Here is a 20,909-nt window from a genome sequence, read left to right as displayed (position 1 = left end):
CGAGCAAGCCGGCGATGAGGCCCGCCGACCGCATCCTCGGCGCGACGCTGCTCGCCGCCGCCCTGTTCGCCGCCACCTTCGTCGATGCCGGCTGGCAGCGCAGCGCGCACGAACCGGCGCTGCAGCGCACCGCGGAACTCGTCACCCGGCTTCGACTGTCTGACGTCGTGCTGTTTACCGAAGCGCGCTACACCCGCCACCTGACCCAGGCCGACCTGCACTCCGCCTTCCAGGACCATCCGGTGGCCCTGGAACACTTCCCCTCGGGCTCGCTGCTGCCCCCGCCGCGCATCCTGCTGGAACGTCATGAAGGCCTGGATCGAAAAGCAACGTCATCTGATTGACTTCACCGCGCAGTCGCTGGCGCGGCGCAAGGGCAAGAGCCTCGGGCTGCTGGTCGTCTATACCCTGCTCGTGTTCGTGCTCGCCTCGGTGGCGCTGTACACCCATGCGCTGCGCAACGAGGCCACGCAGGTGCTGGCCGGCACCCCCGAGATCGTGCTGCAGCGCCTGATCGCCGGCCGCCACGACCTCATCCCGCCCGGCTACATCGAGAAGATCGGCCGCATCCGCGGCGTGCAGAAGATCGAGGGCCGGCTGTGGGGCTACTACTACGACAGCGTGCTCAAGGCCAACTACACCTTCATGGTCGCAGCCGATCGCGAGATCGCCCCGGGAGAGATCGTCGTCGGCCCGGCGCTCGAGCGCACACGTGGACTGTCGGCGGGCAACGGCATTTCCTTTCGTTCCTATTCCGGTGACCTGCACACCTTCATCGTCGCCGAGGTGCTGGCCCACGAGTCCGAGCTCGTCAGCGCCGACCTGGTGCTGATGGACGAGGCCGACTTCCGCCGCTTCTTCGCCTACCCGGCCGGCCACCATACCGACGTCGCGCTGTGGGTGGCCAACCCGCTCGAGGTGCGCAACGTCGGCATCAAGCTGCTCGACGCCCTGCCCGACTCCCGCCCCATCCTGCGCGAGGAGGTGCTGCGCACCTACGCGTCGATCTTCGACTGGCGCGAAGGGATGATGCTGGCGCTGCTGTCGGCGGCGATCCTCGCCTTCGGCATCTTCGCCTGGGAGAAGGCCGCAGGCCTGTCAGCAGAAGAAAAACGCGAGATCGGCATCCTCAAGGCGATCGGCTGGGAGACCGGCGACGTGATAGCGATGAAATTCTGGGAAGGCTTCCTGGTCTCGCTGCTCGCCTTCCTGGTCGGCTACGTCGCCGCCTACGTGCATGTGTTCCACTTCGAGTTCACGCTGTTCGCGCCGGTGCTCAAGGGCTGGGCGGTGCTGTACCCGAGCTTTGCGCTCACGCCGCAGATCGACGGCCTGCAGGTGGCGACGCTGTTCGTGTTCACCGTGCTGCCCTACACCGCGGCCACGCTGGTGCCGATCTGGCGCGCGGCCACCACCGACCCCGACACCGTGATGCGGAGCTGACGCGATGCTCGAACTCGCCAACATCCGCAAGGTGTTCAACCAGGGCCAGCACAACGAATACTGGGCGCTCAAGGGCATCGACCTGGACATCCTGCCGGCGCGGGTGAGCGTGCTCAAGGGCCCCTCGGGCTCGGGCAAGACCACGCTGCTGACCATCCTCGGCTGCCTCGCCCGCCCCACCGAGGGCCGCGTGCGCCTGAACGGCGAGGACATCTCCGGCCTGCCCGAGCGCTTCCTGACCGAGATCCGGCGCCGCACCTTCGGCTTCATCTTCCAGCAGTTCAACCTCATCCGCGGCCTGTCCGCGATCGAGAACATCATCCTGCCCGGCTACCCCGGCGGCACGCCACGCGCGCAGCTGCTGGCGCGCGCCGAGGTGCTGCTCGCCGACCTGCAGCTCGCCCACCGCCGCGACGCCAAGGTGGAGTGGTTGTCGGGCGGCGAGCAGCAGCGCGTGGCGATCTGCCGCGCGCTGATCAACGACCCCCAGGTCCTGGTCGCCGACGAGCCCACCGCCAACCTCGACAGCAAGCTGTCGGCCGAATTCCTGGTGATCCTGCACCGGCTGGCCGAGAGCGGGCGTACGGTGATCCTCACCAGCCACGACCCGCTGGTGGTGGAATCCGCCGTGGTCGACCGGGTGTATTCGCTGCGCGACGGCCAGCTCACCGACGTCGTCGATACGCGCAAGGCGGCGCCATGATCTTCCAGCCCGCGATCATCGCCCTGCTGCTGGCCGCCGGCCTGAGCCTGGCCATGCTGGCGACCGCGTCGCCGTTCGCGGTGCACCTGATCCGCCACTGGGACCTCGGCAGCGGCAGCGAGCGCCAGTTGCGGCTCGAGCGCCTGACCTACCTGTTTTCGATGATGGTGGCGCTGGTGTGCGGGCTGCAGGTGCTGTCCACGCTGCTGTTCGTGTTCAACGCCGACAAGATGGCGGTGATGTTCGTCGGCGCGATGTGTGCCGTGGGCACGCTCAACGCCAACGCGTACGGCTTTCCGGCGCTGTACGCACAGCTCGTCGCGTTCTTCTTTGCGGCGACCTGGCTGGCGATCAACCGCCTCGACAATCAGGCGCGCGACTATCCGCTCACCCGGCTCAAGTACCGCCTGCTGCTCGCCTACGCACCACTCGCCGCGCTGGTGCTCTACCTGCAGTTCAACTACTTCATCCGCCTCGAAGCCGACGTCATCACCTCGTGCTGCGGCAGCCTGTTCTCGGAAGAGGCCGACACGGTGGCGAGCGAGGTCAGCGCGCTGGCGCCGGTGCAGGCGATGAGCGTCTTCTACGCCACGCTGGGCGGCGCGATCCTGGTCGCCGTCTGGCACTGGAAGAGTGCCGGGCGCCGGCTGTGGAGCGGGCTCGCGGTGGGCACGGCCTCGGTCGCGGCCTTCTTCGCCGCGCTCGCCGGGGTGGTCGCCTTCGTGTCGCTGTACATCTACGAGCACCCCAATCACCACTGCCCGTTCTGCATCCTGAAGCCCGAATACGGCTACCAGGGCTACCTGCTCTACCTGCCGCTGTTCGCCGCCGCCGCGGCCGGGCTGGCGGCCGGGGTGCTGAGGATGTTCGGCGGCCGGCCCAGCCTCGCCACCCTCGCTCCGCAGGCCAGCGCGCGGCTGGCCGGCATCGCCGCGGCGGGCTTTGCGCTCTTCGTGCTGGTGGCGAGCGTGATGGTGCTGCGCTCCAACCTGATCCTGATCGAATGATGCCGTTGCCGATCCGCGCCCTCCTCTTCGCCCTCGCCTGCACCCTGCTCGCCGCCTGCAGCGGGGACGGGTCCGACGCGGGTCCGGCGCGCGGCATTGCGGCGCCGCGTTTCGAGGCGGTCGACCTCGACGGCAGCGTCCGCCGCTTTCCCGAGGACTTCGCCGGCAAGCCGGTGATCATCGACTTCTGGGCCGACTGGTGCCGCTACTGCGCCAACAGCATGACGCGGATCGACCGCGCCTGGCGCGAACACGCCGCGAGCGGGCTGAGCGTGCTGGCGGTCAACGTCGCGCAGGACCGCGCGACCGCCGCCGCCTTCATCGAGCACCTCGGCGTCGGCTACTCGGCCGTCCTCGACCCCGAGTCGCGCATCACCCGCGCTTACGGCGTCAAGGGCCTGCCGATGACGATCTTCGTCGACCGCAACGGCCTGATCAGCGGCAAGGTCATCGGCGAGGTGGACGACAAACTGCTGGCGATCCAGCTCGAACGCATCCTGCCGAAGGCCAAGTGAACCCCGCCGGCCCGTGCCGGCACCACCACCGAAGGAGCACACCGTGGACCGCAGAGAAGCCCTCAAGATGTCCGTCCTCGCCAGCATCGGCCTCGCCGCCGCCGGCAAGGCCAACGCCCAGCCGGCGTGCGCCGGCGACGGCACTCCGGCGCAGTTCATCCCCAAGACTGCGGCGGATCCGCAGCCGCAGGTCGATGACATCGCCAAGTATCCCAAGTGCCCGTATTGCGGCATGGACCGCAAGCAGTTCCACCACTCGCGCATGGTGGTGCATTACGGTGACGACCTCGCCGACGGCACCTGCTCGCTGCACTGCTCGGCGGTCAGCCTGTCGCTGAACATCGACCGTGACCCAAAGGCGCTGTGGGTGGGCGACAACGCCGCCGACGGCGACGTGAAGCCGCTGGTCGAGGTCGAGAAGGCCAGCTTCCTCGTCGGCAGCAAGCTGCCCGGCGTGATGACCGCACGCAGCAAGGTCGCCTACGGCAACGTCGACGCAGCGAAGGCCTCGCAAGCCGCAAACGGTGGCGAGATCGTCGATTTCGACCAGGCGCTGCTGGCCGCCTACACCGACATGTCGGCCGACGTCACCCGCATCCGCAAGAACCGCGCCGAGCGTCGGCGCAAGATGATGGAGCAGCAGAACAAGGGATGAAGACACTGCTCGCTTTCATTTTCGCAGCCTGGACGAGCTTCGCACTCGCCCAGGCGCCGGCCGCAGAGCTGCCAAAGCCGGGCATGAAGGATCTGTGCCCGGTGTGCGGCATGCTGGTGTCGAAGTATCCGAACTGGGTGGCGACCATCGTGTACAAGGATGGTCACGCCCATTTCTTCGACGGCGCCAAGGACATGTTCAAGTTCTGGCACGACCCGGCCAAGTATGCGGCCGGCCACAGCCACGACCAGATCGAGGGCATTTCGGTGACCGAGTACTACGGGCTGACCACCATCGACGCGAAGAATGCGTGGTACGTCGTCGGCTCGGACGTGCTCGGGCCGATGGGGCACGAGTTCGTGCCGCTGGCGAGCGCGGAGGAAGCCGCCGATTTCGTCAAGGAGCACAAGGGCGTCCGCGTCCTGCGCTTCCACGAGGTCGGCGCGGAACTGCCGGTCATGCTCGACGCCGGACGCTTCGAGTAAACAACGGCCCGGGCGCCGACAGTGCCCGGCGCCGCTTCACGCCGGCTGCCGGCGGCGACGGAACCGCCGCAGCGCCGGCGCGCACCGCCGCGCTTACTTCAGCAGCGCCTGCGTCGCCGCGGCCAGGTCGTCCGCACGCACGATCCCCAGCTTGCTGCCCAGGGCCTGGCCGTCGCGGCCGATATAGACCGTGTAGGGCACACCACCCGGCGCGTTGCCCAGCGCCTTCATCAGCGGGATGCCCTGCTTTGCCGCCAGCACCACCGGATAACGCATGTCGTTGGCGGTGGCGAACTCGCGCACCCCCTCGACCTGGCTCTCGAGCGCAACCCCGATCACCTCGATCCCGTCCGCTCCCTGTGCATCGTGCAGACGGATGAGCTCAGGGATCTCCTCGCGACAGGGTGCGCACCAGCGCGCCCAGAAATTGACGATAAGCGGCCGGCCGCGGAAGCGTTCCATGGCCACCGGCTGGCCGTCGAGCCCGGTCAGCGAAGCCGAGAAGAAGGCCGCGGTATCGATGTCTTCTGTGGCCTGGGCGGTGGTCGCCAGCAGGCCGAGACACAGGATCGAAGCGAGTTTGCGAATCATGGGGCAACCTTGTAGGTGAGTACGCGGATTTTGGAGCGTGCGCTTGGGCGGCCGTTCCAGGAACCGCGGGGGCGTGCGCGCGAACGATGCCCGGATTCTGCCAAGCATCGGCATCCGGCGCATCCTCGGCAACACCGCGGCGCCGGGCATCGCGCTTGGACGCGGCATCTGCCTGCATCGCCTTCAGCATCCGCTTACGCATCGTTCATTGCAGCCGGACGTCTTAGGAGTTAGCCTTGACGAATAGGACCAGACAAGACTTCTTGAACCACTGACAGGAGAACCATCATGGAAATGACCCTGCACCCCTCGAAAGACAAGCTCGTCGGCGATCTCAAGTCCCTGATCTCGGACGCCGAAGAACTTCTCAAGCTCACTGCCGACCAGCAAGGCGGCAAGCTGGACGATCTGCGCGCCCGCATCGGCGAGCGCATGGCTGTTGCCAAGGACCGCCTCGCCGATGCCGAAGCTGCAATCGTCGATTCCGGCAAGAAGGCGGTGCGCGTGACCGACGACTACGTCCACGAGAACCCCTGGCAGTCGGTCGGCGTCGCTGCCGGCGTCGCCTTCCTGCTCGGCCTGCTGGTCAGTCGTCGCTGATTCGATGAGCACCGAGCCCAGGGCGCCCAGACCGCGTCTCGCCGAAAGCCTGCACGGCATCATCGATGCCGGGCTGCAGACGGCGCAGACGCGGCTGGAATTGCTTGCAGTCGAACTTCAGGAAGAAAAGCTGCGCCTCACCGGCCTCGCACTCAACACCGTGCTGGCCGGGCTGCTGCTCGGCTTCGGGCTGGTTTTCCTGATGATCTTCCTGACCGTGCTGTTCTGGGAAGAACATCGGCTGCTCGCGCTCGGCATTTCCACTGCCGTCTGTATCGGTGGCGGGCTGCTGGCAGCAAGCAACGCCGCCCGCGCTTTCCGCAGCGGCACCAAGCTCTTTACCGCCAGCCTCGCCGAATTCGCGCGCGATCGCGCAGCCTTGCGCAAGCCGGACTGAGGGCGGGTAACGCATGGACTCCCGCCAGATCGATCTCGCGCTGCGCAAGCAGAAGCTCCAGATGCACGCCGCCGCACAGCGCGCCGACCTGTCCCAGCGCCTCGCCGGCATCGACGGCGCGCTCGACCGCGTCGATTCGCTGCGCGACCACCTCGCGTGGGCGAAGGACAAGATCCCGCTGCTGTCGGTCGCGCTGCTCGTGGTGCTGGCGGCAAAGCCGAGGTTTGCGCTCAGGCTTGCCAAACGCGCCTGGGTGGGCTGGCTGCTGGTTCGCCAGATGCGCGGCGGGCGGCTCTCGGCGCTGCTGCCCACCGCCATCCCGCTGCTGCGCGGGCTACTCGCGCTGGTCAAGCGCCGGATCGAACCTTCGGCAGAACCACGTTCAGCAGCACCGCGACGACGCCGCACAGGCTGACGCCCTGCAGGGTCAGGCCGTCGAAGTTCAGCGCCAGCCCGCCGATCCCCATCACCAGCACCGAGGACACGATCACCAGGTTACGCGGCTCCTCCAGGTCAACGCGCGCCTTGATCAGCGTGTTCAGGCCCACGCTCGCCACCGAGCCGAACATCAGCATCATGATGCCGCCCATCACCGGCACCGGAATCGACGCCAGCAGCGCGTTGAACTTGCCGAAAAAGGCCAGGATCACCGCCAGCACCGCCGCCCAGGTCATGATCGCCGGGTTGTAGTTCTTGGTCAGCGTCACCGCGCCGGTGACCTCGGAATAGGTGGTGATCGGCGGCCCGCCGATGAGACCAGCGAACAGCACGCCGGCACCGTCGCCGGCGAGCGTGCGGTGCAGGCCGGGCTTCTCGGTGTAGTCCTTGCCGGTCACCCCGCCGATGGCGAGCACGTCGCCGACGTGCTCGATCGCAGGCGCCAGCGCCACCGGCAGCATGAACAGCACCGCCGCCAGCTCGAAGCTAGGGGTGACGAACTGCGGCAGCACGAACCATGGCGCCGCCCCCACCGCGGCGAAATCCACCAGGCCGAACAGCGCCGCTGCCAGCCAGCCTGCCGCGACCCCGCACAGGATGGGCACCAGCTTCAGGAAGCCGCGTGCGAACACGGCCACCAGCACGGTGGTACCAAAGGCGATGCCGGCCACGGTGAGCGCGGTGGCGTAGGGCACGAGCTCGATCTTGCCATCGCCGCTGCGACCCATCGCCATATTGACGCCCACCGCGGCGAGCGACAGGCCGATGATCATGATGATCGGCCCCACCACCACCGGCGGCATGTAGCGATGCACGATCTCGGCGCCGTGCTTCCACACCAGGCCGGCGAACAGGAAGTACATCAGCGACACGCAGGCGAGCGCGCCCATGGTCGCCGGGATGCCCCAGGTCTGGATGCTGAAGATGATCGGCGCGATGAACGCGAAGCTGGAGCCGAGGAAGATCGGCACCTGGCGCCCCGTGATGAGCTGGAACAGCAGCGTGCCGACGCCAGCGCCGAGCAGCGCCAGCGCCGGATTGAGGCCGGTGAGCAGCGGCACCAGCACCAGCGCGCCAAAGGCGACGAAGAGGATCTGGGCACCGGAGATCGCCTGCCGCCATAGGGGCTCGGCAGACTGGATGGGAATTTCACGCATGAGGGTTCTCCGCCGGGAGCACGCGGCCGGATGCCGCGCAGCCGGCATGGTTGTCGTTGTCGATGAAGCCGTGATGAGGCGGCGACCGCGGCGGACCATCGCACGCCGTCGCCGTGGAATCAGTTATGCCGGGTGCCGAAGATCTTGTCGCCCGCGTCGCCCAGGCCGGGGATGATGTAGCCGTGCTCGTTGAGGTGGCTGTCGATGCTCGCGGTGTAAATGTCGACCTCAGGGTGTTTCTCGTTCATCAGCGCGATGCCCTCGGGTGCCGCCACCAGCACCAGCGCACGCACGTGCGTACAGCCCTTGCGCTTCAACATATCGACCGTGGCGACCATCGAGCCGCCGGTGGCCAACATGGGGTCGATGATCAGCGCCATGCGCGCATCGAGCTGGCCAACGAACTTTTCGAAATAGGGCACCGGCTGCAGGGTTGCCTCGTCACGCGCGATGCCGACCACGCTGACCTTCGCGCTCGGCATCATGTCGAGCACGCCGTCGAGCATGCCCAGCCCGGCGCGCAGGATCGGCACCACGGTGACCTTCTTGCCCTTGATCTGCTCGATCTCGACCGGCCCTGCCCAGCCCTCGATCTCGACCGTCTCGAGCGGGAAGTCCTTGCACGCCTCGTAGGCCAGCAGGCGGGCGATCTCGGCGGTGAGTTCGCGGAATTTCTTGGTGCTGATGTCGCCTTCGCGCATAAGGCCGATCTTGTGGCGCACGAGCGGGTGGCGGATTTCGTGGATGGGCATGGCAGTTCCGGGCAGCAGGACGAAGACCCGCCCCTTTTACCGCGCCGCCGGTCCGCGCACAAGCGCACAAACCACAGCCTGCCGCATCGCGCATCCCGCCCCGCCCTCGCCCGCCGTCGACGTCGTCGCCACCACGGGATCGGCGCTAGAATGACGCGTCCGACAACGCACCGGGCTTGGGCCCGCAGCACCTCGACATGTCCATCGATCTGGAAGAAATCAAGCGCGCCCGCGACGAAGCAGACTGCCTCGCCAATGACGCCACCGTGGAAGCCGCGCTCGAGCGCATGGCGGCCGAGATCACCGCCCGCCTCGCCGACGCCAACCCGCTGGTGTACGCGGTGATGAACGGCGGCCTCATCTTCGCCGGCCGCATCCTGCCGCGCCTGCCCTTCCCGCTCGAAGTCGCCTACCTGCACGCCAGTCGCTACGGCCACGCGCTGCAGGGCACGCTGCTCGACTGGCGGGTGCGCCCGACCCAGGACCTGCGCGGGCGCACCGTGCTCGTGCTGGACGACATCCTCGACGAAGGCCACACGCTCAAGGCCATCATCGAGCACCTGAAGGAAGAAGGCGCTGCCGAGGTGCTGTCGGCGGTGCTGGTCCACAAACTGCACGACCGCAAGGCATGTCCCGACATGCGTGCCGACTTTTCGGGCCTGGACATCGCCGACCGTTTCCTGTTCGGCTGCGGCATGGACTACAAGGGCTACTGGCGCAATGCGCCAGGCATCTACGCGGTCAAGGGGCTGTAATCAAAGGAGGCAACGCCATGCTCGTCACTTTCAAATCCCACGCCAGCGCCGACGTCATCATGCTCGGCGACGCCGCCAAGAAGCTGATCGCCATCCTGGGAAAGGATCCGCACGGCGCCCAGGGCATCATCACCGCGCAGCAACTGCCCGACGCGATCGCCCGCCTCAAGGCCGCAATCGAGGAAGACCGCGCCCGCCAGGCCGAACTCGAGCGTCAGCGCACGGACGCCGACGAGGCCGCCGACAAGGACGCCGGCCGCACCGGGATGGCTGCTCCTGTCGGGCTTGCCCAGCGCGCCTGGCCCTTGCTCAACATGATGGAAGAGTCGCTGCGCGAGGAAACCCCGGTCGTCTGGGGAATCTGAGCCCCGCACCACCCCCAGGCTGCCGGCCGCAGCCGGTACCGTACCAGTCTGTTTGCCCACGCACATCGCCCCGTCGAGGACTCCGCCATGGCCGGCCGCAAGAAGAACCTGCCGCTCGTCTATTCCTGCTCCGGCTGCTCGAGCGCCGCGCAGATGGCCAACCATGTGGCGCTGCGCCTGGACCACGAGGGCGAGGCCGAGATGTCGTGCATCGCCGGCGTCGGCGGCAACGTGCCCAACCTGGTGAAGATCGCCCGCTCGGGCCGCCCCATCCTCGCCCTCGACGGCTGTGCCCTCGAGTGCACGCGCGCCAGCCTGGCCGAACGCGGCGTGCAGCCCACGGTTCATCTGCTGCTCAACGAACAGGGCGTCAAGAAGCGCTACGCGAGCGACTTCGATGCTGCCGAGGCCGAGCAGGTCTTCCGGCAAGCGCGATCGCAGGCACGTGCGCTCCAGCAGACGATGAAGCGCGCTCCGACACCCGACGCGGCACATTGATCACAGCGCACGCCGGACAAGAAGCCGGGCCAGCAATACAGCACGCACCGTCCCGGACCTGCGCGAATCCATCACTGCGAGGCGCTCAGGCCCTCAGCCTGCGCGCCGTATCGACCAGCGCCGCCGCCAGTTTGTCGAGCATCTCCTGCTGCGCTGCGTCGCGCAGGCGGTCATCGTCGCCGACTGCCTCGCCCGCCTTGCCCACCGCGAGTTGCTGCGGAATCACCTGCATGCCGAGGTAGCCGAGCACGTCGCGGATGTGGAACAGCACCCGCATGCCGCCGAGCGCCCCCGGCGAGCTGCCGACCACCGCCGCGGCGCGACCGGCATACACCTTGCCGCCCGAGCGCTCCGGGTCGGCCGGATTGGGCCGCGAGCACCAGTCGAGGGTGTTCTTGAGCAGCGGCGTGAGCGAACCGTTGTACTCGGGATTGACCACCAGCACGCCATCGCTCGCGTGCAGCACGCGCTGCAGGCGCACGACGCCCTCGGGCAGGCCGGAAGCAGCCTCGAGATCGCCGTCGTAGAGCGGCGCCGGATAGTCGTCGAGATCCACCCGCTCGACCTCGGCACCTGCCGCTTCGAGCGCCTGCGCGCATGCCGCGGCCACCCGGCGCGACAGCGCCTCACGCCGGCGGCTGCCGGCCATCACCACGATACGGGGCTTGTTCATTGTCGATCGTCCACGTGGGGCCTCATGCCGATTCAGCGCGCCGGCTGGCGAATCGGTTCGCCCAGGTTCAGGTTGCCCACGCCGTCCTGACCCTTGATCAGGAACTTGCCTTCGGGCAGATCGCCTTTGCAGGGGGCGAGGCGACGCCCGTCGATCTCCAGCTTGCTCACCTTCACGCCGTCATCCGGAGACGAAAAGGTCGTCGTCAGCTCGCCCTGGAAGTTGTACTTGAAATCGCCGAAGAACTTTCCGTCGACCGCCGCGCTACCGCCCTTGGCGTCGCAAACCGCCTGGTAGTAGCTGTAGTGCTCGTCCTTGCTCCAGCGCTCTTCGCGGCAGTTGGCGAGCACGCTGCCCGGATGCGCCAGGACATCGTCGCGGGCAGGCGAGCCGATGCAGACATGGAAGCTCGATCCCTGCGGCGCGGCGCCCACGGATGTCGTGTTCATCAACCACAGCCCGGACATGCGGGTCGGGCTGTCCATCGGCGTGGGCGAGGCGTGCGCGGTGGCAGCGATGGCGGTCGTCAGAAGCAGAAGCAGGCGGCGCATGGTCGGGTCCTTTCGGGCGGTGGGGGACGGAATTCGGTCGAGCGAAGCGAAGGTTAGAGCCGAACGGGCCTCTTTGAACAGGGGCCGACGCCGCCGGGACGGAATGGGCCGACCTGCCACCCGGCTCAGGCACCCGACGGCGGGCGCGCAAGTTTGCGCTGCAGCGTGCGCCGGTGCATCTGCAAGGCACGCGCGGTCGCGGAAATGTTGCCCTCGTGCTCGGCGAGCACGCGCTGGATGTGCTCCCACTCCAGGCGGTCGACCGACATCGGCGCATCCGGAACGCGATCCTCGAGCACGACCTCCTCGGCATGCAATGCACGGACGATGCTGTCTACATCTGCCGGCTTGGCGAGGTACTGGATCGCGCCGAGCTTCACCGCATCCACCGCGGTCGTGATGCTGGCGTAGCCGGTGAGCACCAGAATACGCGCGCCGGGACTCGCATCGAGCAGCGGGCGGATCAGTTTCAGGCCCGACTCGCCGCCGATGTTGAGGTCGAGCACGATGAACTCGGGCTCATGGTCACGAGCAAGCTCCAGTGCCCCCTCGCTGTCGGTTGCGCCGTATGTGTCGAACCCGCGCTGGCCAAGCGCACGTACCAGCACCTTGTTGAAGGCCGGATCGTCATCGACGACGAGCAGGCAGGGAACGTTCTCCGGAGTCATCAGGCAACCTGTTCAGGAATCAGCATGCGCGCAATCGTGCCACCACCGGGCCGGGAACGGAATTCAAGGCGACCACCATGGTGCTCGATTGCGGCATGCGCCAGCATCAGGCCCACGCCCATGCCTTCAGCGTGAGCGCCGAGTGGCGCATGGCGCGCCGCTTCGACGCGGCCGGGTTCGAGCCCTGGCCCGCGGTCGAGCACTGCGATGACAACCATGCCGCCCTCGCGCTGGGTGTGGAGTTCCACCGCCGTGTCCGCGTTCCCGGCACGGATGTTCGCGTTGGCTGCGTTGTCGATCAGATTGTGCAGCGCCTCGCCGAGCGACGCGTCGGCAACGATGACCGCGCCGGCTTCCGCCGCGCCCGCTCCGATCGCCAGCGCCGCCCCCGGCCGCAGCCGCCGCCAGCGCTCGGCGACATCGCTCGCCCACGCGAACGCGTCCACCGGGCCGCCGCCCTCGGCGCGCTGTTGCCCCGCCTCGCGCGTCAGGCCATTGAGGATGTCGCGACAATGATCGACCTGCTCGCGCATCAATTCCACGTCCTCGCGCACCTCGACCGCCAGCTCGGCTCGGCCCGCGAGATCGTCGGTGAGGATGCGCAGGGTGCCGAGCGGCGTGCCGAGCCGGTGCGCCGCGCCGGCGGCAAGCTTGCCGAGTCCGACCACATAGGCGTCGCGCGCACGCGCAGCATTGACCGCGGCGAGTTCATCCTCGCGCCGGGCCAGCTCGCTGTTCAGGCGCACGATGAACCACACCACCGTCGCCGCCGAAAAGGCGAAGCTGATCCACATGCCGGCAAGATGCCAGTACATCGCCTGGTCGGCATCGGCCAGGTACACCGGCTGGTGGTACTGCCACAGCAGGGAGTACAGCGCGACCGCCAGCGCTGCAAGCAACCAGGCCTGCAACGCCGGCAGGATCGAAGCGCCGACCGCCACCACCGGCAGCAGCAAAGAGATCGCCGGGTTGGTGACGCCGCCGGTGAAGTAGAGGAAGGCCCCCCAGGCCACCATGTCCACCGTCAACTGCAGGAAGGCGCCCCAGCGCCCGACCAGCCATTCGGCCAGGCCACCCAGCAGGGCAAGATTGACCGCGAGCAGACACAGCGTGACACCGGCCAGTGGCGCCACCGGTTGCGCCGGTGCAAGCCAGGGGAAGACCACCAGGCTCATCAACGCCATCGCCAGCAGCGAAACCCAGCGCAACTGCAACAGACGCCCGCGATCGGTGCGCACTGCATTCAGGAGGCCGCCCGGCGCCAGCACAGGGGGCAGGCCCCCCGGGCCGCCGTCCGCGGAGGGTGAGTCGATCCGGTTCGCGTGCACTTAATCCATTCCAGAGAAATACGAAGAGAAAGCCCTGCCTTTGCCTTATATCAAGGTTTGCTGAAATCCCTCTTCCTAGAATGCAGGTGCGACAAAACGTCACAGGACATATTGTCACAGGTCTCCGGAACGCAGGTTGAACCAGCGCGAGGGGCGCAAGGGCGCGGAGCCGAACCTGTTGCAATCGATCACACCTGCCCACGGGAGCAACGAATCATGAATGATGCAAAAATGAACCAGGTCGAGAACATGCCCGACCCGAGCCGCCGCAAGTTCCTGAACACCGCGGCACTTGCCGGCCTCGCCGGCGCTGGCCTGTCGGTCGGCCTGACGGCGTGCAACAAGGAATCCGCCCCCGCACCGGCTGCTTCGGGCGCTGCGCCGGCTGCTGCGCCGGCCGCCCCCAAGGCCGCCGGCAACGGCCTGCACCTGCACATGGCACCGGGCGAACTCGACACCTACTACGGCGTGTGGTCCGGTGGCCACTCGGGCGAGTGCCGCATCCTCGGCCTGCCTTCGGGGCGTGAGATCAAGCGCATCCCGACCTTCAACGTCGACTGCATGAGCGGCTGGGGCATCACCAACGAGTCGAAGAAGATCATCGGCACCCGTCCCGACGGCGAGCTCAAGTACAAGACCGGCGACACCCACCACGTCCACGGTTCGTACACCGACGGCACCTACGACGGCAAGTACTTCTGGGTCAACGACAAGATCCACGGCCGCATCGCCCGCATCCGCGGCGACGTCTTCGAATGCGATGCGATCACCGAGATCCCCAACATCCAGGGCTTCCACGGCATCTTCTCGGACAAGCGCGACCCGGTCGATCAGGCGATCAACCACACCACCCGCGTGTTCTGCGGTAACGAGTTCCACATTCCGCAGCCGAACGACGGCCGCGACCTGGACGACCCGACCAAATACTTCTGCCTCTTCACCTGCGTCGACGCAGAGACCATGGAAGTGCGCTGGCAGTGCAAGGTCGACGGCAACATGGACCTGGTCGCCACCTCCTATGACGGCCGCTTCGCCTGCTCCAACCAGTACAACATCGAAGGCGGCGCGCGCTACGAAGACATGATGTCGGCCGAGATGGACGCCTGCGTGTTCTTCGACGTCGCCCGCATCGAGCAGGCGATCAAGGACGGCAAGTCCTTCACCGTCGGCGACTCCAAGGTTCCCGTGGTCGACGGCACCAAGGCTGCCAACCCGGATCCGAAGACCGCGCTCACCGCCTATGTACCGGTGCCGAAGAACCCGCACGGCGTCAATGCCAGCCCGGACGGCAAGTACATGATCTGCTCGGGCAAGCTGTCGCCCACCTGCACCGTCATCGAAGTCACCAAGGTTGCCGACTTCTTCGACGGCAAGCTCGACGACATCCGCAAGGCGGTGGTTTCCGAAGTCGAAGTCGGCCTCGGCCCCCTGCACACCACCTACGACGGCCGCGGCAACGCCTTCACCACGCTGTTCCTGGACAGCCAGATCGTCAAGTGGAACATCGACGCCGCGATCAAGTTCTACAACGGCGACAAGGCCGTGCAGTACGTGGTCGACCGTATCGACGTGCATTACCAGCCCGGCCACATCAGCGCCGACATGGGTGAAACCAAGGAAGCCAGCGGCCAGTTCCTGGCGGTGGGTTGCAAGTTCTCCAAGGACCGCTTCCTGCCGGTCGGTCCGATGCACCCGGAAAACGAGCAGCTGATCGACATCCGTGGCGAGAAGATGGTGCTGCTGGCCGACCACCCTGTGCATCCGGAGCCGCACGACTTCGTCATCGTCAAGCGCGACATCATCAAGACCAAGCAGGTCGGCAACCTTGCCGACCACCCGCTGTCGATCAAGGACGCGAAGGAATCCGGCGTGTTCCGCGAAGGCAACAAGGTCACGGTCAAGATCGCCTCGCAGGCCCCGGCCTACTCGATGCGCGAATTCACCATCCGTCAGGGTGACGAAGTCACGCTGATCCTGACCAACCTGGACAAGATCGAAGACTTGACCCACGGCTGGGCGATTCCGAAGTACGACATCAACTTCACGGTCAACCCGCAGGAAACCAAGTCGGTGACCTTCACGGCTGACAAGCCGGGTGTGTACTGGTGCTACTGCACGCACTTCTGCCACGCCCTGCACCTGGAAATGCGCACCCGCATGCTGGTGGAAGCCGCATAAGCCCAGGCAATTCAGCAGTTCGGAACGAGGGGCGCAAGCCCCTCTTTCTTTTCCAGTTCGGCCGACACGATGCCCCTGCACTTCTATCAGAACTTGATGATGAGCAAGGCCCCCGAAAAGGCATCCGCGTAGTCTCGCCGATGGATCCACATCGGAGCGCATCATGAAACCGTTCTCCGCTCTGCGCAGCGCCGCCATTGGGGCGTGCATCGCTGTCGCAGGCCTGCTTTTCCCCCTGTCAGCCACTGCGCAGACAGCTTATGAGGCTCCGCTGCCCGCCGAGCTCAACACGGCTCCTGACCTCTGCACCCACGTCCCGTGCGCCGAAGTTCTGCCCGGCGCGGACAGTTTCTCGGATCGCAAGGGCAAGCCCGCCTACGTCGAGGCCTACCGCAACGAGAGCGGCACCAACAAGCTCATCGGCTATGTCTTCCTGTCGACCGACATCGTCGACATCCCGGCCTACTCCGGCAAGCCGGTGATCACCCTGATCGGCATGAACACCGAAGGCATCATCACCGGCACCAAGATCCTGCGTCACAGCGAGCCGATCCTGCTGCTCGGCATCCCCGAGACGGTGCTGACCAAATTCGTCAACCAGTACCTCGGCAAGTTCGTTGGCGATCGCATCGAGATCGGCAAGGGCCGTAACGAGGAAGGCTACATCGGCCTGGACGCCATCACCGGCGCCACCGTGACCGTGATCGCGCAGAACCAGGTAATCATGCGCTCGGGCGTGGCCATCGCCCGCCAGGTGGGCATTCTCAAGATCGAACCCAAGCCGCCCATCCGCTTCTCGGCGATGGACGAGCGTCTGGGCTGGGATCAGATGGTCAAGGAAGGCAGTGTCCGCCGCCTCACCGTCAAACCCGAGCAGCTCGGAATGCCACGCACCCCCGAGCCCTACGTCGACATGTTCTTTGGCTACCTGAACACGCCATCGGTCGGCAAGAGCGTCCTTGGCGAAGGCGGCTACAACAGCCTGATGTCACGGCTAAAGGAAAACGAGCACGCGATCTTCATCATTTCCAACGGCAGCGACTCGTTCAAGGGCTCCGGTTTCGTGCGCGGCGGCATCTACGACCGCCTGCAGGTCGGCCAGGAGATGGACGCCTTTACCTTCCGTGACCTCGACTACCTGCCGCTGTGGGGAGTAGAGGCGCCGGGTGCGCCGAGCTTCAAGGAATCGGCGATCTTCATCATCCGCGATCCCGGCTTTGCCGCAGCGTATCCGTGGAACCTCGTCTTCCTCGGCAACAAGCTCGACCGCGAGACCGGCCACCGCGACTTCGTCAGCTTCGACAACGAATACTGGGTGCAGGCGAAGTACATGGAAGGCGGCCGGCCGAAGGTCGTCAAGCCCGATGCGCCCTGGGTCCGGGTGTGGAAGATGCGCGCGGTCGAGATCGTGCTGTTCTCGATCCTGCTCGTGGGCGTGGGTGCGGTGTACGCGATGCGTGACCGCCTGACCCGGATGTCGACGCGCAAGAACAAGTGGCCGGTGGACGCCTTCAAGTACGCCGCCTGGATCGTCAGCATCTTCTTCATCGGCTTCTACCTGATGGCGCAACCGTCCATCACGCAGGTGCTGACCTGGTTCCACGCTCTGCTGTTCCAGTGGAAGTGGGAACTGTTCCTGACCGACCCCTTCATCTTCCTGTTCTGGATCTTCATCATCATCACGGTGTTCCTGTGGGGACGCGGACTGTTCTGCGGCTGGCTGTGCCCCTTCGGCTCGCTGTCCGAGCTGCTGTACAAGATCGGCAGCAAGCTCGGCCTCAAGCGCTTCCAGTTCATGCTGCCGATGAAGTGGCACAACCGCCTCAAGTGGGTGAAGTACTTCGTGTTCTTCGGCCTGCTCGCGGTGTCGGTGCTGTCGATGGGGCTGGCCGAAAAGCTCGCCGAGGTGGAGCCGTTCAAGACCACGTTCCTGGTCGGCATCTTCAACCGCAGCTGGCCCTACACTCTGTTCGCGGCCGGTCTGCTCGGCCTGTCCATCTTCACCGAACGTCCGTTCTGCAAGTACCTGTGCCCGCTGGGCGCTGCCCTGGCGATGCCATCGACCTTCCGCTGGTTCGGACTCAAGCGCAAGCAGGAATGCGACAGCTGCAAGGCCTGCGCGGTGGGCTGCGGCTCGCTGGCGATCGACGACAAGGGTCGCATCGATCATCGCGAATGCATGCTGTGTCTGGACTGCATGGTCATGTACACGGATGAGCACGCCTGCCCGCCGCTGGCGCAGGAACGCAAGCGTCGCACCAAGGCCGGCGTGGCACTCACGCCGATCGGTGCCGACGGTTACTACATCCCGATCAAGCCGGTGGCCAGCGCCACCCCCAAAGCCTGAAGCAGGAGGACATGATCATGGTCGATCCGCGCATCCTCACCGAAGCCGTCCACCCGCCTTACGAGGACAAGGGCGCCGCCCGCCTGGTGGCCGAAGCCTGGGATCACATCTGGCCGTGGAGCCGCAGCGGCTTCGAGCGTCAGCGCATCATCCAGGCCGCCGGCCTGGCGCTGGCGGTCGCCGCCAGCGTGGCCTGGGTACTCGCCGCCATGGGCGACCTGACGCCGGGCGCCGTCATCGGCTGGTGGTTCGGCTGGAGCGTGTTCGAAGTCGTCGTGCGCATGGGCGCCAAGCCCTACGTCAAGGACGGCCCGTGGTGGGGCCGCAGCTACCGCAAGGCCAGCCTGATGGACATGGTGTGCTACGTGGGTTTCAAGAACCTGCTCATCGGCGCCGTGCTGTTCCTGACGCTCAAGAGCATGGGGCTGCTGGTGATCTGAACTGTCGGAACGAAACACCCTCTGAGCATTGCGCCGCCTGCGGGCGGCGCAATGCTTCCGGGCAACCCAGCCCCGCCCCCCTGCTTCACCTAAATCAAGTCGTGCTGCGACATTCAGCCGCATACTGCGGCCTGCCATTCACACCGATCGAATCGATGTCATTCACACACACGCTCTGCCGACTGACCGCCATACTCGCGCTGGCCGCGATGCTGGCGGCGCCCGCCAGCGCGGCCACATGGCGTGTGCAGCCGGGAGACTCCATCCAGGCGGCCATCGACCGCGCCGCACCAGGCGACGTTATCGAGATCGAACGCGCACGCTATGCCGGTCAGCTGCTGGTCGAAAAGGCGCTCACCCTGCGCGGCATCGACCGCCCCACGATCGACGGCGAGCTCAAGGAAAACGTCATCAGCGTCAAGGCCGAGGACGTCATCATCGAAGGCCTGATCGTGGCGAACTCGGGCGGCGACACCCTGTACCAGCACGCCGGCATTTACATCTACCCCGGCTCGCACCGCGCAGTGGTGCGCAACTGCGACTTCTCCTACACCCTGTTCGGGTTGTGGATCGAGAAGGTCGATGACGTGCTGATCGAGAACAATCTCATCACTGGAAAGCGCGACTTCGACTCGCCCCGGCGCGGCAACGGCATCCAGCTCTACAACACCCAGCGCGCGCGCATCATCGGCAACAACGTCAGCTTCGTGCGCGACGCCATCTACGTGGACGTCTCGCACGACGCCATCTTCCGCGGCAACAAGCTGCACCACAGCCGCTACGGCACGCACTACATGACCTCCTACCGCAACATCTGGGAGGACAACGAGACCTGGTACAACCGCGGCGGGCTGGCCCTGATGGAAGTACGCGACCAGATCGTGCGCAACAACCGCGCGTGGGGCAACTCCGACCACGGCATCATGCTGCGCACCATCCAGGACTCGGTGATCGAAGGCAACATCGTCGCCGGCAACCAGCGCGGCTTCTTCATCTACGACGCCTACTTCAACGAGCTGCGCGGCAACGCCATCATCGACAACGTCGTCGGCATCCACCTGTGGGCAGGCTCCAAGGACAATCAGGTCGAACGTAACGACTTCATCGCCAACCGCGAGCAGATCCGCTTCGTCGCCGCGCGCGACATGATCTGGGGCGCGAACGAGGGCAACCACTGGAGCAACTACCTGGGCTGGGACCGCAACGGCGACGGCATCGGCGATGTGCAATACGAAGCCAATGACATCGTTGATCGCCTGACCTGGCGGCACCCGATGATGAAGCTGCTGCTCGGCAGCCCGGCCATCCAGACCCTGCGCATGGTCGCCCAGCAGTTCCCGCTGCTGCGCGCGCCCAGCATCGTGGACCCGAACCCGCGCATGGAACCGAACAACCCAGAATGGAGCCAATGGCGTGGCAGATATTTCCCCCGCTCAGAATGACGCCGGCGCGGCGGTGATCGTCGCCCGCGGCGTTCACAAGCACTACGGCCTCATCCACGCCGTCGACGGCGTGGACCTCGAGGTCCGCAGCGGCGAGCTGTTCGGCCTCATCGGCCACAACGGCGCGGGCAAGAGCACCATGTTCAAGATGATGCTGGGGCTGATCCCGCTCACCGCCGGCGAGATCCGCATCGACGGCGCGCCGGTACCCGGCAGCAACTTCCGCGCAGTGCGGCGCAAGGTCGGCTACCTGCCCGAGAACGTCGTGCTCTACGACAACCTCACCGGCGCCGAGACGCTCGACTTCTTCGCCCGCCTCAAGGGCGTGTCGCCGGCACAGAACGCAGCCCTGCTCGAGCGCGTCGGCTTGATGCACGCCGCCAAGCGCCGCGTGCGCGAATACTCCAAGGGTATGCGCCAGCGCCTCGGCTTCGCCCAGGCCCTGCTCGGCAAGCCGCGCATCCTGTTCCTCGACGAGCCCACCACCGGCCTCGACCCGGAGGCGATCCGCGGCTTCTACGCCATCCTGCGCCAGTTGAAGAGCGAAGGCGTGACCATGGTCATCACCTCGCACATCCTGGCCGAGATCCAGGAGCGGGTGGACCGGCTCTCGATCATGGCCGCAGGCAAGGTGCAGGCCACCGGCACGGTGCAGGCCCTGCGCGAGCAGATGGACCTGCCGCTGTGGTTCGACGTGCGCGTCGCACCGGAGGATTTCGAAGCGGTGCGCAACGCGCTCGGCGGCCTGCCGGTCGGCGCCATCGAAGCACACGACGGCCGTATCGCGGTGCAATGCGCGCGCGACGCCAAGATGGCGGTCATCGCCGCCCTGGCCACCCTCAATGGCAAGGTGCGCGACCTCACGGTACGCGAGCCTTCGCTCGAAGACGTGTTCTTCGGGTTTTCGGACTGAGAGACGGA

25 protein-coding genes are annotated in these 20,909 nt (G+C 66.4%); 18 read left to right on the top strand and 7 right to left on the bottom strand.

Features of this window, described 5'->3' with window-relative positions:
* The first annotated feature begins 14 nt into the window (after positions 1-14).
* The 7 genes from RBT54_RS00250 to RBT54_RS00220 are packed head-to-tail and all read left to right on the top strand — an operon-like array spanning position 15 to position 4,808.
* Positions 15-344 (top strand): hypothetical protein, encoded by a 330-nt coding sequence (locus tag RBT54_RS00250; RefSeq protein ID WP_320362923.1) that lies wholly within the window; start codon positions 15-17, stop codon positions 342-344.
* Positions 307-1,443 carry an ABC transporter permease gene (locus tag RBT54_RS00245; protein ID WP_320362921.1) on the top strand — a complete coding sequence of 379 codons (1,137 nt, stop codon included), beginning with the start codon at positions 307-309 and terminating at the stop codon, positions 1,441-1,443. Before RBT54_RS00250 ends, RBT54_RS00245 begins: the two co-directional genes overlap by 38 nt.
* Before the next feature lie 4 nt (positions 1,444-1,447).
* A complete protein-coding gene (locus RBT54_RS00240) occupies positions 1,448-2,146 on the top strand; it encodes an ABC transporter ATP-binding protein (protein ID WP_320362919.1) in 699 nt (232 codons plus the stop codon).
* Positions 2,143-3,153: a hypothetical protein gene (locus RBT54_RS00235; protein WP_320362917.1), complete on the top strand. Its 1,011-nt coding sequence runs from the start codon at positions 2,143-2,145 to the stop codon at positions 3,151-3,153. Before RBT54_RS00240 ends, RBT54_RS00235 begins: the two co-directional genes overlap by 4 nt.
* Positions 3,150-3,668 carry a TlpA disulfide reductase family protein gene (locus RBT54_RS00230; protein WP_320362915.1) on the top strand — a complete coding sequence of 173 codons (519 nt, stop codon included), beginning with the start codon at positions 3,150-3,152 and terminating at the stop codon, positions 3,666-3,668. The genes RBT54_RS00235 and RBT54_RS00230 overlap by 4 nt, the downstream gene beginning before the upstream one ends.
* Positions 3,669-3,711: 43 nt before the next feature.
* Positions 3,712-4,323 (top strand): nitrous oxide reductase accessory protein NosL, encoded by a 612-nt coding sequence (locus tag RBT54_RS00225; RefSeq protein WP_320362913.1) that lies wholly within the window; start codon positions 3,712-3,714, stop codon positions 4,321-4,323.
* Complete coding sequence (locus RBT54_RS00220) at positions 4,320-4,808, top strand: nitrous oxide reductase accessory protein NosL (RefSeq protein ID WP_320362911.1); 489 nt, start codon at positions 4,320-4,322, stop codon at positions 4,806-4,808. The genes RBT54_RS00225 and RBT54_RS00220 overlap by 4 nt, the downstream gene beginning before the upstream one ends.
* A 93-nt stretch (positions 4,809-4,901) precedes the next feature.
* Here RBT54_RS00220 and RBT54_RS00215 read toward each other — a convergent pair whose 3' ends face one another.
* The gene (locus RBT54_RS00215; RefSeq protein ID WP_320362909.1) at positions 4,902-5,399 is read right to left on the bottom strand and encodes a TlpA disulfide reductase family protein; all 498 of its coding nucleotides are present in this window, start codon (positions 5,397-5,399) and stop codon (positions 4,902-4,904) included.
* Positions 5,400-5,687: 288 nt separating this feature from the next.
* Here RBT54_RS00215 and RBT54_RS00210 point away from each other — a divergent pair, with 288 nt between their 5' ends.
* Genes RBT54_RS00210 through RBT54_RS00200 form a run of 3 tightly spaced genes read left to right on the top strand, consistent with a single transcriptional unit; the run spans position 5,688 to position 6,811 of the window.
* Positions 5,688-5,999 carry a DUF883 family protein gene (locus RBT54_RS00210; protein WP_320362907.1) on the top strand — a complete coding sequence of 104 codons (312 nt, stop codon included), beginning with the start codon at positions 5,688-5,690 and terminating at the stop codon, positions 5,997-5,999.
* A gap of 4 nt (positions 6,000-6,003) precedes the next feature.
* The gene (locus RBT54_RS00205) at positions 6,004-6,396 is read left to right on the top strand and encodes a phage holin family protein (RefSeq protein ID WP_320362905.1); all 393 of its coding nucleotides are present in this window, start codon (positions 6,004-6,006) and stop codon (positions 6,394-6,396) included.
* Between the two features lie 13 nt (positions 6,397-6,409).
* Positions 6,410-6,811, top strand: coding sequence for a YqjK family protein (locus RBT54_RS00200; protein WP_320362903.1), 402 nt, complete (start codon positions 6,410-6,412; stop codon positions 6,809-6,811).
* Here RBT54_RS00200 and RBT54_RS00195 read toward each other — a convergent pair.
* Positions 6,744-7,991 carry a uracil-xanthine permease family protein gene (locus RBT54_RS00195; protein WP_320362901.1) on the bottom strand — a complete coding sequence of 416 codons (1,248 nt, stop codon included), beginning with the start codon at positions 7,989-7,991 and terminating at the stop codon, positions 6,744-6,746. The two genes, RBT54_RS00200 and RBT54_RS00195, sit on opposite strands and share 68 nt — an antisense overlap.
* A 119-nt stretch (positions 7,992-8,110) precedes the next feature.
* Entirely contained in the window at positions 8,111-8,743 is a 633-nt protein-coding gene (gene upp, locus RBT54_RS00190; RefSeq protein WP_320362899.1) for a uracil phosphoribosyltransferase, read from the bottom strand.
* A gap of 197 nt (positions 8,744-8,940) precedes the next feature.
* On the opposite strand from upp, the gene RBT54_RS00185 reads away from it, so the two are divergent.
* From RBT54_RS00185 to RBT54_RS00175, 3 genes are all read left to right on the top strand, one after another.
* Positions 8,941-9,498 carry a hypoxanthine-guanine phosphoribosyltransferase gene (locus RBT54_RS00185; RefSeq protein WP_320362897.1) on the top strand — a complete coding sequence of 186 codons (558 nt, stop codon included), beginning with the start codon at positions 8,941-8,943 and terminating at the stop codon, positions 9,496-9,498.
* 17 nt (positions 9,499-9,515) lie between these two features.
* Positions 9,516-9,863, top strand: a complete 348-nt coding sequence (locus tag RBT54_RS00180) for a DUF1840 domain-containing protein (RefSeq protein ID WP_320362895.1) — start codon at positions 9,516-9,518, stop codon at positions 9,861-9,863.
* Between the two features lie 87 nt (positions 9,864-9,950).
* On the top strand, positions 9,951-10,361 hold the full coding sequence (locus RBT54_RS00175; RefSeq protein WP_320362893.1) for a putative zinc-binding protein: 411 nt from the start codon (positions 9,951-9,953) through the stop codon (positions 10,359-10,361).
* Positions 10,362-10,446: 85 nt separating this feature from the next.
* Here the strand turns inward: RBT54_RS00175 and RBT54_RS00170 are convergent, their stop codons facing one another.
* The 4 genes from RBT54_RS00170 to RBT54_RS00155 all read right to left on the bottom strand — a co-directional run bounded on the left by RBT54_RS00170 (position 10,447) and on the right by RBT54_RS00155 (position 13,530).
* Positions 10,447-11,034 carry an NAD(P)H-dependent oxidoreductase gene (locus tag RBT54_RS00170; protein ID WP_320362891.1) on the bottom strand — a complete coding sequence of 196 codons (588 nt, stop codon included), beginning with the start codon at positions 11,032-11,034 and terminating at the stop codon, positions 10,447-10,449.
* A gap of 32 nt (positions 11,035-11,066) precedes the next feature.
* Positions 11,067-11,585: a DUF3617 domain-containing protein gene (locus RBT54_RS00165; RefSeq protein ID WP_320362889.1), complete on the bottom strand. Its 519-nt coding sequence runs from the start codon at positions 11,583-11,585 to the stop codon at positions 11,067-11,069.
* Positions 11,586-11,710: 125 nt separating this feature from the next.
* Complete coding sequence (locus RBT54_RS00160) at positions 11,711-12,253, bottom strand: response regulator transcription factor (RefSeq protein WP_320362887.1); 543 nt, start codon at positions 12,251-12,253, stop codon at positions 11,711-11,713.
* A complete protein-coding gene (locus RBT54_RS00155) occupies positions 12,253-13,530 on the bottom strand; it encodes a sensor histidine kinase (protein WP_413788411.1) in 1,278 nt (425 codons plus the stop codon). Before RBT54_RS00155 ends, RBT54_RS00160 begins: the two co-directional genes overlap by 1 nt.
* A 267-nt stretch (positions 13,531-13,797) precedes the next feature.
* Between RBT54_RS00155 and nosZ the strand changes: the two genes are divergently transcribed.
* The 5 genes from nosZ to RBT54_RS00130 all read left to right on the top strand — a co-directional run bounded on the left by nosZ (position 13,798) and on the right by RBT54_RS00130 (position 20,901).
* Entirely contained in the window at positions 13,798-15,759 is a 1,962-nt protein-coding gene (gene nosZ / locus RBT54_RS00150; RefSeq protein ID WP_320362884.1) for a TAT-dependent nitrous-oxide reductase, read from the top strand.
* Between the two features lie 163 nt (positions 15,760-15,922).
* Entirely contained in the window at positions 15,923-18,106 is a 2,184-nt protein-coding gene (locus RBT54_RS00145; RefSeq protein WP_320362882.1) for a 4Fe-4S binding protein, read from the top strand.
* 17 nt (positions 18,107-18,123) lie between these two features.
* Complete coding sequence (locus tag RBT54_RS00140) at positions 18,124-18,546, top strand: transcription regulator (protein WP_320363293.1); 423 nt, start codon at positions 18,124-18,126, stop codon at positions 18,544-18,546.
* Positions 18,547-18,701: 155 nt separating this feature from the next.
* Entirely contained in the window at positions 18,702-19,988 is a 1,287-nt protein-coding gene (locus tag RBT54_RS00135) for a nitrous oxide reductase family maturation protein NosD (protein WP_320362880.1), read from the top strand.
* Positions 19,960-20,901, top strand: coding sequence for an ABC transporter ATP-binding protein (locus RBT54_RS00130; protein ID WP_320362878.1), 942 nt, complete (start codon positions 19,960-19,962; stop codon positions 20,899-20,901). The genes RBT54_RS00135 and RBT54_RS00130 overlap by 29 nt, the downstream gene beginning before the upstream one ends.
* The last annotated feature ends 8 nt before the right edge of the window (positions 20,902-20,909 follow it).

It is taken from the genome of Thauera sp., assembly GCF_034003485.1.
Lineage (GTDB): Bacteria > Pseudomonadota > Gammaproteobacteria > Burkholderiales > Rhodocyclaceae > Thauera.
Note: the sequence above shows the minus strand (reverse complement) of the source record. Positions and strands in the feature narration are given on the sequence as shown.

What these genes read in the sequence shown, in the direction of transcription:
- RBT54_RS00185 (WP_320362897.1), top strand. Translation starts at nt 8,941, where the DNA reads ATGTCCATCGATCTGGAAGAAATCAAGCGCGCCCGCGACGAAGCAGAC.
- RBT54_RS00215 (WP_320362909.1), bottom strand. Translation starts at nt 5,399, where the DNA reads ATGATTCGCAAACTCGCTTCGATCCTGTGTCTCGGCCTGCTGGCGACC.
- RBT54_RS00175 (WP_320362893.1), top strand. Translation starts at nt 9,951, where the DNA reads ATGGCCGGCCGCAAGAAGAACCTGCCGCTCGTCTATTCCTGCTCCGGC.
- RBT54_RS00140 (WP_320363293.1), top strand. Translation starts at nt 18,124, where the DNA reads ATGGTCGATCCGCGCATCCTCACCGAAGCCGTCCACCCGCCTTACGAG.
- RBT54_RS00170 (WP_320362891.1), bottom strand. Translation starts at nt 11,034, where the DNA reads ATGAACAAGCCCCGTATCGTGGTGATGGCCGGCAGCCGCCGGCGTGAG.
- RBT54_RS00180 (WP_320362895.1), top strand. Translation starts at nt 9,516, where the DNA reads ATGCTCGTCACTTTCAAATCCCACGCCAGCGCCGACGTCATCATGCTC.
- RBT54_RS00200 (WP_320362903.1), top strand. Translation starts at nt 6,410, where the DNA reads ATGGACTCCCGCCAGATCGATCTCGCGCTGCGCAAGCAGAAGCTCCAG.
- RBT54_RS00250 (WP_320362923.1), top strand. Translation starts at nt 15, where the DNA reads ATGAGGCCCGCCGACCGCATCCTCGGCGCGACGCTGCTCGCCGCCGCC.
- RBT54_RS00210 (WP_320362907.1), top strand. Translation starts at nt 5,688, where the DNA reads ATGGAAATGACCCTGCACCCCTCGAAAGACAAGCTCGTCGGCGATCTC.
- RBT54_RS00165 (WP_320362889.1), bottom strand. Translation starts at nt 11,585, where the DNA reads ATGCGCCGCCTGCTTCTGCTTCTGACGACCGCCATCGCTGCCACCGCG.
- RBT54_RS00230 (WP_320362915.1), top strand. Translation starts at nt 3,150, where the DNA reads ATGATGCCGTTGCCGATCCGCGCCCTCCTCTTCGCCCTCGCCTGCACC.
- RBT54_RS00205 (WP_320362905.1), top strand. Translation starts at nt 6,004, where the DNA reads ATGAGCACCGAGCCCAGGGCGCCCAGACCGCGTCTCGCCGAAAGCCTG.
- RBT54_RS00145 (WP_320362882.1), top strand. Translation starts at nt 15,923, where the DNA reads ATGAAACCGTTCTCCGCTCTGCGCAGCGCCGCCATTGGGGCGTGCATC.
- RBT54_RS00160 (WP_320362887.1), bottom strand. Translation starts at nt 12,253, where the DNA reads ATGACTCCGGAGAACGTTCCCTGCCTGCTCGTCGTCGATGACGATCCG.
- RBT54_RS00195 (WP_320362901.1), bottom strand. Translation starts at nt 7,991, where the DNA reads ATGCGTGAAATTCCCATCCAGTCTGCCGAGCCCCTATGGCGGCAGGCG.
- RBT54_RS00135 (WP_320362880.1), top strand. Translation starts at nt 18,702, where the DNA reads ATGTCATTCACACACACGCTCTGCCGACTGACCGCCATACTCGCGCTG.
- upp (WP_320362899.1), bottom strand. Translation starts at nt 8,743, where the DNA reads ATGCCCATCCACGAAATCCGCCACCCGCTCGTGCGCCACAAGATCGGC.
- RBT54_RS00240 (WP_320362919.1), top strand. Translation starts at nt 1,448, where the DNA reads ATGCTCGAACTCGCCAACATCCGCAAGGTGTTCAACCAGGGCCAGCAC.
- RBT54_RS00235 (WP_320362917.1), top strand. Translation starts at nt 2,143, where the DNA reads ATGATCTTCCAGCCCGCGATCATCGCCCTGCTGCTGGCCGCCGGCCTG.
- RBT54_RS00245 (WP_320362921.1), top strand. Translation starts at nt 307, where the DNA reads ATGAAGGCCTGGATCGAAAAGCAACGTCATCTGATTGACTTCACCGCG.
- RBT54_RS00220 (WP_320362911.1), top strand. Translation starts at nt 4,320, where the DNA reads ATGAAGACACTGCTCGCTTTCATTTTCGCAGCCTGGACGAGCTTCGCA.
- nosZ (WP_320362884.1), top strand. Translation starts at nt 13,798, where the DNA reads ATGAATGATGCAAAAATGAACCAGGTCGAGAACATGCCCGACCCGAGC.